Source organism: Flagellimonas baculiformis (assembly GCF_033441575.1).
In the GTDB taxonomy this organism is placed as follows: Bacteria; Bacteroidota; Bacteroidia; order Flavobacteriales; family Flavobacteriaceae; genus Flagellimonas; species Flagellimonas baculiformis.
This window is the reverse complement of sequence record NZ_JAUZVW010000002.1, coordinates 328,601-341,988: the sequence shown is the minus strand read 5'-3', so window position 1 is coordinate 341,988 and position 13,388 is coordinate 328,601. Positions and strand designations below refer to the sequence as shown.

General features: G+C 36.4%; 13 protein-coding genes. 9 read left to right on the top strand and 4 right to left on the bottom strand.

Features of this window, described 5'->3' with window-relative positions:
• Positions 1–31: 31 nt before the first annotated feature.
• From SD450_RS04230 to SD450_RS04215, 4 genes are all read right to left on the bottom strand, one after another.
• Entirely contained in the window at positions 32–1,579 is a 1,548-nt protein-coding gene (locus SD450_RS04230) for a hypothetical protein (protein ID WP_318343385.1), read from the bottom strand.
• 10 nt (positions 1,580–1,589) lie between these two features.
• Complete coding sequence (locus SD450_RS04225) at positions 1,590–2,936, bottom strand: T9SS type A sorting domain-containing protein (RefSeq protein ID WP_318343384.1); 1,347 nt, start codon at positions 2,934–2,936, stop codon at positions 1,590–1,592.
• A 271-nt stretch (positions 2,937–3,207) separates the two neighbouring features.
• Positions 3,208–3,864, bottom strand: a complete 657-nt coding sequence (locus SD450_RS04220; protein ID WP_318343383.1) for a hypothetical protein — start codon at positions 3,862–3,864, stop codon at positions 3,208–3,210.
• A 355-nt stretch (positions 3,865–4,219) separates the two neighbouring features.
• Complete coding sequence (locus tag SD450_RS04215) at positions 4,220–4,435, bottom strand: helix-turn-helix domain-containing protein (protein ID WP_108425037.1); 216 nt, start codon at positions 4,433–4,435, stop codon at positions 4,220–4,222.
• 153 nt (positions 4,436–4,588) lie between these two features.
• Between SD450_RS04215 and SD450_RS04210 the strand changes: the two genes are divergently transcribed.
• The 9 genes from SD450_RS04210 (at position 4,589) to SD450_RS04170 (ending at position 13,238) form a co-directional block, all read left to right on the top strand.
• Complete coding sequence (locus SD450_RS04210) at positions 4,589–5,782, top strand: hypothetical protein (protein WP_318343382.1); 1,194 nt, start codon at positions 4,589–4,591, stop codon at positions 5,780–5,782.
• A gap of 10 nt (positions 5,783–5,792) precedes the next feature.
• Positions 5,793–6,137 carry a hypothetical protein gene (locus SD450_RS04205; protein ID WP_318343381.1) on the top strand — a complete coding sequence of 115 codons (345 nt, stop codon included), beginning with the start codon at positions 5,793–5,795 and terminating at the stop codon, positions 6,135–6,137.
• Between the two features lie 29 nt (positions 6,138–6,166).
• Positions 6,167–6,514 (top strand): hypothetical protein, encoded by a 348-nt coding sequence (locus tag SD450_RS04200; RefSeq protein WP_318343380.1) that lies wholly within the window; start codon positions 6,167–6,169, stop codon positions 6,512–6,514.
• A gap of 63 nt (positions 6,515–6,577) precedes the next feature.
• Entirely contained in the window at positions 6,578–6,892 is a 315-nt protein-coding gene (locus tag SD450_RS04195; protein ID WP_318343379.1) for a hypothetical protein, read from the top strand.
• A 722-nt stretch (positions 6,893–7,614) separates the two neighbouring features.
• Positions 7,615–8,142 (top strand): hypothetical protein, encoded by a 528-nt coding sequence (locus SD450_RS04190; protein WP_318343378.1) that lies wholly within the window; start codon positions 7,615–7,617, stop codon positions 8,140–8,142.
• Between the two features lie 614 nt (positions 8,143–8,756).
• Complete coding sequence (locus SD450_RS04185; protein WP_318343377.1) at positions 8,757–9,503, top strand: phospholipase D-like domain-containing protein; 747 nt, start codon at positions 8,757–8,759, stop codon at positions 9,501–9,503.
• Between the two features lie 159 nt (positions 9,504–9,662).
• The gene (locus SD450_RS04180; protein ID WP_318343376.1) at positions 9,663–10,565 is read left to right on the top strand and encodes a BRCT domain-containing protein; all 903 of its coding nucleotides are present in this window, start codon (positions 9,663–9,665) and stop codon (positions 10,563–10,565) included.
• A gap of 153 nt (positions 10,566–10,718) precedes the next feature.
• Positions 10,719–11,618 carry a restriction endonuclease gene (locus tag SD450_RS04175; RefSeq protein ID WP_318343375.1) on the top strand — a complete coding sequence of 300 codons (900 nt, stop codon included), beginning with the start codon at positions 10,719–10,721 and terminating at the stop codon, positions 11,616–11,618.
• A 168-nt stretch (positions 11,619–11,786) separates the two neighbouring features.
• A complete protein-coding gene (locus SD450_RS04170) occupies positions 11,787–13,238 on the top strand; it encodes a caspase family protein (RefSeq protein ID WP_318343374.1) in 1,452 nt (483 codons plus the stop codon).
• The last annotated feature ends 150 nt before the right edge of the window (positions 13,239–13,388 follow it).

Genomic DNA, 13,388 nt, shown 5'->3' with positions numbered 1-13,388 from the left:
CTTTATTTTTAAAGTACTTAATTCTATATCACTAATTTTTACAAAATTTTACAACTGATTTCACCGATCCAGGACAATAACCAACAGTAGCCGTTGAACCTACTCTAAAACTTGTCAAAAGTAAGTTTAAATTCTTAGTAAGATAATAAGTTAATTCGGCTTCTGTTGGATCTCTATTCAAAATAGCCAAATCCACAGCTACCGCATCAACTGCGGCAGACCATGCTAGTTTTAACCGTGTTGTAGCACGATGGCTCGGTATTTTTATTTCCTTTCCACCAACTCTCTCAAAATTTGGCATTTGCACACAGATATCAGGTATATTATAGGTTGTTGTAGGGCCAATTTTAACCCCAAGAACAACAATGCCCGCCTTTAGGCGTAAGCCAGTCAGTGTGGAATAGAAGGAATCTCCTATGTCGTTCCACTGAATGCCACCACATATTTCATTTACATCCGGGGCAACCAACAACGCTTTCGCAAGGGCTTCACGTTCGCCTTCAACTTTATCGATAACTGCCTGCCTTGACCAGACTCCATAGGAACCTGTTGTAAGGAGTTTGATTTGGCCTTGTAAGTACTCATCACCAAATATATACTGGGCCTTTGGGATACTTGGACTGTATTCCTTTGCCCATTCATTGAGAATATCATCACTCCAAATCATTTGTGGTTTATATTTTGCCAATTGAGATGGCAAACAGCTCAACATTGGACTGGGACAATTTGTATTATTACTTATCAAATAGGCACTCATTTGAAACACTTTGGCCTGCCAACCTAAACTGCGATAATGTGCTACCCGTTTATCACTTATTTTGGTCAGGAGTTTATTACCGTCTTCAGCCATTGCTAATAAACCTGCAGAAAGGGACTTGTTTAAGCCACTCTTGTAAAAAGCATCACCGAACGAGTTTAAAGCGTTGTCCCTAAAATTAGAAGCATAAAATTTTGGTCCAGGCCCACTATCATTGTCATAGTTTCCCAATGAATTTACTTCCATTGCAAATGGTCTTAACTCGTCACAGTACCCACATTCTATCCATTTATTTAAGATTAAATGGTCTTTCTGATATCCCTTTGCTTGATCCGTCCAGTTTTTTGACCAATTGCCATTTTTTACACTGTTATCCATTGCCCTGAGTACGGGGCCACCATTACCATATTTACCCCCTTCATAAAATTTAAAATATTCCCTCTGGGCCGTGGCAAATGAGGTATAGTTTTTGCCCATCTGCCTGTTCATTTCTTTCAAGAGAGTGGTATTTTCCTGCTTTTTCAACCAATCATCAATTTCTTTTCTTGCCAACTGAGAGTATGCGATTTGTGACTCCAACAGTTGTAGAGTGTTGAAATTAACGAACGACAAATTGAAAACAAATTCGTTACCTCCTTCCCCACCCCCAATTGGCTCTAGGTCGACAGGAAGCCTAGCAGTACTCCTATTTGAAACATCAGCTTTCTCCGCATCGATGGCGGCCTGTTTGTTATAATAATGCAGTTCGTACTGGGCATACGTTGATTTTCCTGTTAATAGGAAAAACGAAAGAAATAGTATAGTTGCGTATAAATTCTTCATCTTTCTGTATTTATTTCTTGATTACCAATTTTGTATACAATTTGTCATTGACTTGTACCTGGACAACATAGATTCCTGATTTAAGAGAACCATTGGAAATAGTATGGACATGCTCCCCCGCCATTAGAAAACCATTGGTCATGTCTTCCACTTGGGCACCACCATAATAGTCCATTAGCCTCACTTGTACGTGGGCATCAGCCTCCAGCTCATAATAGATGAGAAGGTCATTTATAAAGGGATTGGGGTATAGTTTGATAAAGCTGTCCCCCTGTTCTGCAAAGGCAACCAGGGCCTCTTCGGAAATAGGGGCCCCATCACGGGTCAGCACCATCAACATCGGTGGACCAGGCTCTGACCAATCCAAAATTTGAGTCTCCAATCTGCCCAATAGGTAATCTGTACCGGCAATGTTCATCAAGGCAAAGGACATGGATGTCAATCCGTAATCAAGTGTTGTATGATCGGGATGGTCAGTATACTGTTTTTCAATGGTAACCTGACCGTCGAAGATGGTTAGGTCGCCGTTTCGCCAAATGGCCTCGCTTGTTGTTGAACTTTCCCCTACCTGAATGGAACTTTCCACAGTTCCATACGTATCGGAGACCTCACCGACAGTCATACTTGCAGGGAGTTTCCGAATCATCTTTTTCCCTGACCAGTCCATTTCTACCCACTGTCCTTGCCAATTTCCTGATATGGTTTCAGGGATAGTTTCCGTTTCGGTTTCTAAAATGGTTGGTTTTTCTCCTTGACCATCGGTCATGACCTCTAACAATTCCGTATTTTCTTTCTCATCATGCGAAGTTGGACCCTCCACTTCATCCATGCTTTCCAATTGACCTACTAGAACTTCGCTATTGTAAATGGGGTTATATCTTAACATATCCAAGGCCCTTGCCCTATCCTTTGGCACCCCGTATCCGAAAAAGTACATCTTTGCCAACCAATGTTTTGCCATAGGGTGGTCGCTTAGGGTGAACCATTCCACCGCCTTTTCATAATCCTGTGGGATGTTCCCCAATCCTTTTAGATATAGGTAACCCAAACTGTAGCTGGCCTTAGCATTGCCCTTCTCATGGGCCGCCCTGAACTCATCTCTGGCCTTATCGAAACTCAAGGGCGTTCCAATACCGTCTTTGTATAAGATGCCCAATAAACATGTGGCCGCCGGATCACCCGCTTCAGAAAGTTCCTTTACCTGATTGAACACTCGTTTTGACTCTTTTCTGTCAAGTTCTCCTAAGTAGATATAATCCTCTACTGATTTAAGGATGGAATCATTGTCCATCTCCTGTGCTTGGAGCGAAACACATAATACAATGGCAAGCAGTGCCATGATAGGATTTCTGTTCATATGTTATAGATTAATGGTTTGTTCCTGCATCGATCGAACCGACTGGCACTATTTTCAGAAACAGGTCCGTTCCCTTTGGAGTATAAAAAGTGGCCATGTACCATATATACTTGGTTTTTTTGTCGGTAGATTGGGACTCATCCCAATCCTAAAAACGTAATTGTGCATAGGCATGGAATGTAAAGGAAAGGTACATCAAAGTGCAGGTTGAATTCCAAAGGCATCACCTTGGAATTTCTAAGGTGATCACCTTAGTTTTGCTAAGGAATATTTATAGAAGACCCTTGGTTCTGGCTGTTTCGATAAGAGCGTGGGTCTGCCCAGTATCTAGGCCAAACAAATTGGCCAATCTTCGTTTTCTCCACTCGATTCCTGAAGGTGACAATTTAAGCTTTTCCGACAGATCACGGGTGCCGGCACCTCTGGACAAAAGGAACAAAAGCTGGCGGTCCACATCCTCAATCTCCTTAGGCACCGACATTTCCTTTCTCAAAAAATTCTGGATAGTTGGGCTAAAGAAAGTCTCCCCTGCGATTACCTTTCTAAAGGCACTTTCAATTTCATTGAACCCCAGTTCGCTTTTGATGATAAAGCCTTCTGGGTTAATTTCTTTGAATATGGTGTAGTAATGGTACTTATCACTGATGGACGTAAGGAATATAATTTTTGCCTCGGAGTCCGATACTTTTAAAGATTTGGCCAGATCTAACCCTGTTGCACTGCTATTGACCCCCAACCTAAAATCCAATAGGGCTAGATGTAACTTTTTACCTGTTTTGATAAAATCTAAAGCGGCCCCATAGGTATGGTAGATTGAAACCTTAAATTCTAGCCCATCTTGGTTTTGGGAAATCCCGTCAAGTGCCAGTTTAAGGGCATGGCAGGTCAAGGGCTCATCTTCAAGGATCAATACATTTAGTACTATCACTTAAACTAAGTTTTTGGTTTGGCAATATTCTTCTTGGGGGAGTGTGCGAAATTACTTAAACTAAAATACAACTTAAAAATTGTTTGTAGCATGGGTAAAGATGGAGGCCGTATTGAATAAAATATGACTCGGCAATTATAAGTAGTTTTATATACATGACTATTCTTCCGCTAAACCATTTTGTCTGTTCGAGCAATAGACACATGAGAGAATTCTAGATATGCTATTGTCATCACAATCTTGTCTTTGCTCCCAGAGGTCACTAAAGAAAACTGAATAAAAGAGCGAACGAAGCAAAGCGAAGTGCTGCAAGCCCAAATCTTACCGAAACTAATTTACTGAGCGAGGCAATATCCTAATTGGGAAGCTTAACATCCCCATATAATTCCTTCATCACTTCACAGGGGTCAATAGCAATGGCCAATGAAATCAGGTAGAGTTCCTCTGCCCTTAGTTTGGTAGTAGGGTTGGAACTCAATTGACTTATCCTTGATTTACTTATACCGGTCCTTCTCGCCACTTCTGCTTTGTTGATGGACTTTTTGGCCAAATATAATCCTAGGTCTGTCATTTTAGTGATGTAAAATTTTGATACATAAAGATAGATTTTAGATACACCTATATAAAATTTTATCAAATTGGTATAGAAAATGAGTATTTATTTTATACTTTCGTATAGAAAATCTACACAAATGGATTGAAATTCACCTTAAAGCATCGATATATGGATTCCTTAGCACATAGAAAGAAACAGCTCGACCCCCAGATCCGGGGGCTTTTATCGGATATCATCAAAGTAATTCCGAAGGTTGTACAGGTCTATCTGAACGAGGGCCATGAAAAAAAGAATACCTATAGATACAGATGGAACATCATCATTGACGCACCCAAAAATGACATAAACAACAAGTTTCTTCCAATTGTACAAGGATTGTTCTTTGACCATCAAGATCATTTCCACAATCTCTTTTCCCATGATTACGCCAAAACAGAACTGACTAATGGAAACCTGTTTTTCATCAACCATTGTCGGACCGAACATCTCATCTTTGGAAATCGGGATATTAGCTTTCCTTGGAGCCATCATGAAGACCTAACCAATGAGAAATTCCGAAAAAACATCGAAGAGGACTTTCGGACATCCTTGGAAGGTTGTATGGCCTTTCAAAAAGGGTTCAAATACTTCAAGTCGGAGGACAACCTTTCCCAAGCTGCCTTTATGGCCCATCAAGGCTTCGAACTAGGATACCGGGTCTTGGAAGGCTTTCTCTGCGGAAAAGTGAAAATCTGCCATAAGATAGAGGTCCATCAAAAGTTCTTGGGAAGGAACATACACCGAACTAGTGGAATGTTCAATCTTGAAGACAACTCAGAGATGGAGTTATTGGAACTATTGGACAGGGCCTATTCTAGTTCTAGATATGAAAACTCATTCCATATTGAAAGGGGTCAATTGGACATTTTGGAACATAAACTTGAACTCTTTTTGGATGAGATCAGGCAATTGTTCGAAAAGGAACTTGAACTTTTACAGACTCATTATACAAGAAGTGTAAAAAAGACTTGTGTTGAACCTCAAAATGTAGAAGGAGCCAACCTATTGGACACGATTAGGCAATTGAGTAAGGAAAACTTTGAAATGATGAGACCTGCAAATCGAAGGACCAAAAAAGGATATTATCTCAACCATGTCTATGTCCACAGTCACTTTTCCCTTTTCTACACCTTAAGATCGACCCTCAATGTATGTGTCCTGGCCTTGGACGAGCAATGTGATATGACCTTGGACATCAAAAACATCAAGGAGGATGTAAAGACCGTACTGGAGTTTGCAAAGAACCTCATACCCTTGGAAGAGGGCAACTATCTGGATGAAATGCGGGAACTCATGCTTTCCGATAAAGAAATCACAACTTAACAAAGTAGCCATGGAAAAGAACGAGGAAAGCCATAGCAATGAAAAAGAACTTTTGGACAAAGTGATTGGTTTGTTGAACCCTAGAAAACGAAGGTATCATGGGAAGGATGAACCGCAAGTCCAAGAAGTAGTGTTCAAGGTGGAAAACAATTCAGAGCTGCGTTATGTCATCTCATGCCTACTGAGACTTTGCATGTCCACCATTGACAATGAAAACGAACTGGACTCCCCAAGACTTCCCTTTCTATCCAAGGATGATGCAGTGATCACCATACTGGAGTTAGTCATTGATATTCTTCCAGATGACCAATTGGATAGCTACGACCGAATAGAAAAATTCCTTTTGAAGGAATAAGCATGATTGTCAACCCAATAATCTGAACAATGAAACACAAAAAGAAGAAATTCAAAACATTGAAGGATATACAAGAGCTTAGAAAAAATTTAACCGGGCTGTTGGGTAACAAAAAGTCCATTGATCCCAAAGGAAACCATGTGTACTTCGAGGTCAGGGACAACGACCACCTCTTGACGCAAATCAGAAGCCTATTGCAGCTCTGTGTATTCGCTCTCGATGGTGATGGAATGATGTTGGCCCCTAAAAACCAAAATGCATCAAAGGAGGATAGTATCACCCAAGTATTAGAACTGCTACTTTGCATCCTTCCAGATAGCCAAATGTACTATATGGACAAACTGGATGAAATGCTATCGAACCTTGAAAACAGTTAATCCCATAAATCAATTCGAATACAACATGTCATGAATCCAAACGAAGAAAAGCTAATAAAGGATTTGAGACTTCACTCAAATGACCATTCCCCTACCTTGGTTCCCCATCCATGGTTCAAGGACAAATTCCAACCCACTTTCTTTTATCTTGATGGTCATGCGGATCTGTTGTTGACCGTACGTGCATTGCTATACCTATCTATGAGGGCAATAAATCCAGATTTTGGTTCGGATGATGTGATGGACAGGAACGAAGAGGAATTCATACATCAGGCGATGACCATAGCCAATCGTTTGATGCCTATCGGGGAAGAGGCCTTGATGGACCATTTGAACCTATTTTATAGGGAAGAAAAGAAGGCCAAAGAAGAGGGCTGATATAGAAAAAACAAAATCATTTTTGCTCCAAATAAGTACCTAATTCTTGATTTTTCCATTAAAAATTTCTTGATTTTACTGGGCTGAGCGTGTTTTTCCGTTAAAAATGGGTTGAATCCAAAAATATCAAAAGGCCGAAGGAAAAATTAGAAATCCACACCCATTCCTCACATCAATCTTCCATTTTTTCACCAAAAATTTGTTGATTTTATTGGGCTGAGAGGATTTTTTCACCAAAAACGGGAGATTGGGTGTTAAAGTAAATTACACCTAAAAATAGGTCTATTACACACTTACACTAGACTCCAAAAAACCATTTTTTAGTCAAAAATCCATTGATTTTACTGGGCTGAAGGCCTTTTTTAGTAAAAAATGCAATAAATGACATTGTTCAGTATTTTCAAAAATCTCACTAAAATTGGGCTTTTCCGAAGGAAAATGAATCAATAGCGCCGCGCTTGCGCGCTATCCTCTTGCTTTACATTTTTCCTTTGCGCAGCAAAACAAAAACGAAAGCAATTCAAATATGGAATTAAATAAAGTTATTTCATTCCCTAAGTGATTCCAAAGTTTTCTATTTTTTGAAAATTCTTACATTTAAAGTTATCCCTCAAAATTTTAAGTCAAATCTTCAAGCTGAGGACAGAAAAGATTGAAAAGTTGGGCATTAAAAGAAGTTTTGTGGAATTAAGAATTAGAATAAATCATAATGAAAGAATTCTATGGCCGAGTTAATTAGAAAATATTTTCATCGAGAAGTAAATGATAAACCGTACAGGCCGATTGCGGATAAAATTTATAATTCAATAGACATATCGAAACTGCCAATTTACGGAGAAAAGGAAATAAGAAAACTTACATCAGATAGATACGGGAAAGTAAAAATAAAACTAGACATTGAAAGAGATGTAAATTTAAAAACAGAGTTAAGCGGCAGGAATAGAACAATCAACTTTTTTAATGACTCTGATTCTTTAGATGAAAAAATAAAAAAACATAATTCATTCACATACAAAAGCTTTTTCACCTATAGTTGGGAGGCTAATGACAAATGTTTGCCTAAATCTTATTGCGAGCCAATAATAAAACCCGAGATAGAGGACTTCATCCAGTTACTCTATACTTATAATCAGTCAACAGATTTAATATTACGGTTTTCAGTAGTTGATGGAGAGTTCAGATCCCATGAAAGACCCTATCATGGACCTTGTGTAAAATTTGCCTTGGTTGAAATATTTAATCAATTATGAAAAAATGTCGCACAACAATGATAGCTATTGTGTAGAAAACCAAAAAATTAGGGCAAGATTTCTATAAAATCTAAATATTTATCAAGCCTCTCTTTTGAATAGATAGATGGATCAATAATTAACATGGTATATCCATTTTTTCGTGAAAAATTTGTCGCTTTTATTGAGCTAACAGCATTTTTCCGTGAAAAATCTCAAAAATCTCTTCTTAAAAGATTTTCAAAAACCATTTAATTGGCTAAAAATGAATGTTTTGATAAAAACTGCACACCTGTAACATGGCTTTAGCCTGTTACCCTCTTGCTTTACATTTTTCTTTTGCAGAGCAAAACAAAAAAGAAAGCAATCCAACTTTGGAATCTATTCGATACCAATGCTACCATGAATAATTGTATTTGAACTATTTTAAGGAATTTCACATTTTCCAATTTTTAGAAAATTCTTACATTTAATCCATCCCCGCAATTATCGAAAGCCTAGTAAAATTATACTTTTGAAAACTTAGGTTTAGTCAGCCAAATTGGTGGTATATGCCGATTAAAGTTGTTTGTATAACCAAGTTGTAAACAATTTAGAACCGAAACAAACCCTATAATAAACAAGAATAAAATTTTATGGCTAAATATTTAAGAACATCGAGTATTACAGCTGAATTAGAAAACTTAATTAGAGAGGCAAAAAAAGAACTTTACATAATAAGTCCATATTTGAAATTATCGGACAATATGAAAGAATTATTGAACGATAAGGAACGAGAAAAAGTAGATGTGAGAATAATTTTTGGTAAACAAGAACTTGCACCGACAGAAATGAGCTATTTGGAAAAATTAAAATATGTAAGATTATATTTTTCCAAAAACTTACACGCAAAATGTTACTTGAACGAAAATAAAATGATTATTGCCTCTATGAATTTATATGAGTTTTCACAGCAACATAATCGAGAAATGGGTATTCTTATTGACACCGAAAATGAGGAAGACAAACAAGTTTATGAAGATGCTTCAAGTGATATTGAATCAATAATGCACAATAGTGAAGATTTTTCATATGTTCAAGCACCTCAAAAAAGAATAGTTGACGAAAAAGAGACTGAAAACAATATTGGGAAAAACAATTTAGACAGTACAAAAAAGTATTCAAATTCAAAACTATTAACAACAAAGGAACTTTCACAAAAAACAGGACTTAGCAGTCGAAAAATAAATTCGTGGTTTGTCGACCAAAGGCTTATGTATAAAAAAGAGGATGATTGGATGACAACTAAAAAAGGAAAAGAAATCGGTGGAATAGAAAGGAGCGGACAATATGGACAATTTATTATATGGCCAGAAGAAATTGCCTTAGAAATAACTGAATAAAAAACTGTTTACACAATGGCTATAAGTATTTGCTGGTTCTCACCTACTTCTGAAAATCCGCGAGGGTTTTCAGTTTGGTGTGTACTTGCAAAGTTAAGTGCCAGCCCACGCAACTACTCATAGTTGAGACCGTTATCAACAATTTGAAAAAAATCATCGATGAGCAAATTAAGTCAAAAGGAATTAGAAGTTTTTACTTCAAAAGCAAGAGCTGATAAAGCTATCAATTCATTGAAAGGAATATTACTTGGGATAAACTTAGACGAACAAGTAAATGAAAATGAAATCAACGAGCTCAAAAAATGGGCTGAAAATCATCAGAGTTTAATAAATCGAAATCCTTTCAAAGAATTTATGATAATTATTAACGCAACGGTTTCAAACAATATTCCGGCGACAGAAACAATAGAAGATTTATTTTGGTTGTGTCAGAAATATGAAAATGACAATTATTACTATAATGCAGTAACAACCGATTTACAAACTTTACAGGGAATTTGTCACGGAATTTTAGCAGACGGAATAATAAATGAAAAAGAAGTTCGCGACCTTGAAAAATGGCTTGAACAGAATACACATTTAAGCACTTATTATCCTTACGATGAGATTAGGAGTTTAATTTTATCAATTGTGTCAGATGGAATTATTGAGGAAGAGGAAATTTTGATTTTAAAAGCATATTTAAATCAATTTGTAAATATAGAAAACAAAGAGATAGCCAAACAAATTGACCAAGATACTGCTGATATAAATATTTCAGGACATTGTACGAGCGACCCAAAAATTGATTTTGACGGAAAAACTTTTTGCGTAACAGGAGTTTTAAAAAGTGGAAATCGGTCTGAATTGGAAAATCTGATTTCTGACTTGGGCGGAATACCAACTAAAACGGTTACTAAAAAAACTGACTATCTAATTGTTGGAGATAATGGAAATCCTGCTTGGGCATTTGCTTGTTACGGACGGAAAGTAGAAAAAGCATTGGAGATGAGAAAAGGCGGACATCAAATTTGTTTAGTACACGAATTTGACTTTATGGACGCAGTAGAAGATTTGAAATAAAACTATTGGCAACACCGTGTATAGGCAATTGCTAGTTCAGAGCTTCTTCTGAAAATCCGCCAGAATTTTTCTGCTGTATTCTGTACCTGGATTGTTCTGAGCTTAAACGCCAAACTGCTCATATACAAAACCGTTGGCAGCAAGTTAAACAGAATGAAGAAATCACCGATAGACAAGCTTTTTTTTGAACTTTATGGATATTATCCAAATAAGGCTGGAACTGCTTATGAATTATTGGTTGTTGCTGCTTTAAAAGTTGTTACAGGCGAAAAGATTAAATATGACCAACATTTGAGAGGGGAATACAGCGAAAGCGATTATCAAATAGATGGACTTAATGAAGATAAATCTCAAATCGTTGAAGCAAAAGATTATACCCTAAATAAAAAAAAGGTTGGTAGACCAGATTTACAAAAATTTCAAGGAGCTTTAAGTGATTTAGGTGTTGAAAGTGGACTATTTGCTTCAGCTACAGAATATACCAAACCTGCAAAGAAATATTCTAGCAGTTCAGAAAAAAACCCACTTCAGAAACAAATAGAATTATATAATATTAGACCTTCAACCGAACTGGATGAAAAAGGGCGTATAAACAAGTTCATAGTTAATATGACAATGGTCATACCAGACTTTGAATCTGGACAAATGGAATGTGCTTGGACTAAAAATGCGATTGAGAAATTTGAGAAAAACGGTCTAAACGGTAAACCAATAACCTTGGGAATTGACCGCTTCTATAAAGAAGATGGAACAATTGACTGTTTATTGGTTGATTTTACACGAAACAACCAACCAGCTCTTCCGAAAATGGATGATGGATTTGGAATTGGGTGTTGGTTATTGCATAAAAAATACATTAAATATGAAAACGAGTTGTATGAATTAAAGGGTATTGCTTATAAAATTCCCTATCGAAAAAGCACTACAACGTTCACAATAGACAGCGAAGGAAAACCAAAAGTTCTTATCAAATCAGAGGATGGAACTATTAATAAACTTTTAACCGATGAACAATTTAGAAAACTGACTTTTAAAGATGGAAAAGTTGAATAAAAGCCAGTTGTTAAGGATGATGGCTATAAGTAATTGCTTGTTCTAGCATACTTCTGAAAATCTTCAAGGATTTTCAGCTTGGTGTGTACTTGTTAAATTAACCGCTAACCCATGCAACTACTCATAGGCGAAACCGTTAGCTGCAGGCTGAAAACCGAGAGGAACTGAATGAAAACATTAGCATTAATAATTGGAAATAATAATTATTACGAAAAATTTACATTAGATAATGCGTTGAATGATGCAATAAGCATAAGAAAAGTATTTGAAAGGTTAGGTTACGACATCATATTTTGTGAAAACGGTAATTCCGAAAAAATAGTTGAGCTATTAACCTTATTTGAGGAAAAGATTAAGGAATATGATGCCACAATATTTTATTTCGCTGGACATGGTTTTGAGGTAGAAGGAGAAAATTACCTTGCTTTTACTGAATGCCAGATTGATTCACCGAATACATATCATTGTAAGCAGACCTGCATAATGATATCCGATTTACTTTCTATATATAAAAAGTATTCTAATAAAATAAATATTGCAATTATAGATGCCTGTAGGAAAAGCTTTGAAAGAGGAGGTACAATTGCAACTAGTCCAATTCAAGCACCAAAAGGAACTTTAATTGCTTTTTCAACTTCACCAAACGATGGTGCGAGCGATGTTGGTTTTGAAGGCAATAGCATTTACACAGGAGCTTTACTTAAATATATTGGCAGAGAAAGGTTATCTGTAGAAGAATTATTTAAAAAAGTTAGAAAAACAGTCTATAATCTAAGTAATGGTAAACAAACTACTTGGGAGCATACTTCTTTAATCGGAGATTTTTATTTTAATACTGGACAGTTAGTTCATTCTATGAACATACCCTATTCAGAAGACGTAGTGAAAGACGTTAATTATTCAAATACAGACGATTTTGGTCAATTAATTCAAAAAATAAAATCTTACAATTGGGATATACAAAATCCAGCAATTGATAAAGTTTTAAAAATTTCTGCAAAAGACTTAGACAAGAATCGGCAATTTATTTTGGGTAGAAATTTACTGCAAGCTAGTGGAGCAGCATTTAGTGCATCAGAATTTATGGAGAACTTGCCTGACAGTATAGATAAGTATTTAGACGTTGACGGAGAGAATCACCTACTTAACGGAATACTGTTTGAGATTTATTTTAATCCTCAAGCTGAATTTAGAAAGGAAAAATCCAAGAAACATTATTTTGACAAAATAATTGGACTAAGAAAACTTGCCAAGTTTGCAAAATCTTTTGAGTTTATAAGAAACCTATTAATTTCTACGGAATATCCTTTAGTATACATCCCCAAATCTGACGATGAGATTATAGATGTAGATGTTGTTGCGAACAATCAAAAAGTTACAAACGACTTCAATATTGAATCTGAGTATCAGTTAATCAATAAAATCACATTTAATGGAATTGAGATTATCAAAGAAATTTCAAATTACAATGTATATGGAGTAAATGAATTAGGGTTAAAACAAGTGCTTTCTTCTTTTTTGTCAGCACCAATTGACTTAATCCAAATTAACTCAAATATTGAACTAAATAAAGTTGCAATTGCTAGGCAAGTTGACGAAGAAGATTTGATAAAATGGTAAAAAGTCAGCAGCTAACAAAGATGGCTATAAACAATTGAGGTGTAAGAGATAAAACGAAACAACAAACATAAAACAAAGGTCTGTGCTAAACTCATAAGTTAGGTCGCAAAAATCCCCAACTGTTCATAGACCGTTACCTGTATGTTGAAA

Coding starts and splice junctions, on each gene's coding strand:
- SD450_RS04230 (WP_318343385.1), bottom strand. CDS start 1,579: ATGAAGAATTTATACGCAACTATACTATTTCTTTCGTTTTTCCTATTA.
- SD450_RS04180 (WP_318343376.1), top strand. CDS start 9,663: ATGAGCAAATTAAGTCAAAAGGAATTAGAAGTTTTTACTTCAAAAGCA.
- SD450_RS04215 (WP_108425037.1), bottom strand. CDS start 4,435: ATGACAGACCTAGGATTATATTTGGCCAAAAAGTCCATCAACAAAGCA.
- SD450_RS04200 (WP_318343380.1), top strand. CDS start 6,167: ATGAAACACAAAAAGAAGAAATTCAAAACATTGAAGGATATACAAGAG.
- SD450_RS04205 (WP_318343381.1), top strand. CDS start 5,793: ATGGAAAAGAACGAGGAAAGCCATAGCAATGAAAAAGAACTTTTGGAC.
- SD450_RS04175 (WP_318343375.1), top strand. CDS start 10,719: ATGAAGAAATCACCGATAGACAAGCTTTTTTTTGAACTTTATGGATAT.
- SD450_RS04170 (WP_318343374.1), top strand. CDS start 11,787: ATGAAAACATTAGCATTAATAATTGGAAATAATAATTATTACGAAAAA.
- SD450_RS04225 (WP_318343384.1), bottom strand. CDS start 2,936: ATGAACAGAAATCCTATCATGGCACTGCTTGCCATTGTATTATGTGTT.
- SD450_RS04185 (WP_318343377.1), top strand. CDS start 8,757: ATGGCTAAATATTTAAGAACATCGAGTATTACAGCTGAATTAGAAAAC.
- SD450_RS04210 (WP_318343382.1), top strand. CDS start 4,589: ATGGATTCCTTAGCACATAGAAAGAAACAGCTCGACCCCCAGATCCGG.
- SD450_RS04190 (WP_318343378.1), top strand. CDS start 7,615: ATGGCCGAGTTAATTAGAAAATATTTTCATCGAGAAGTAAATGATAAA.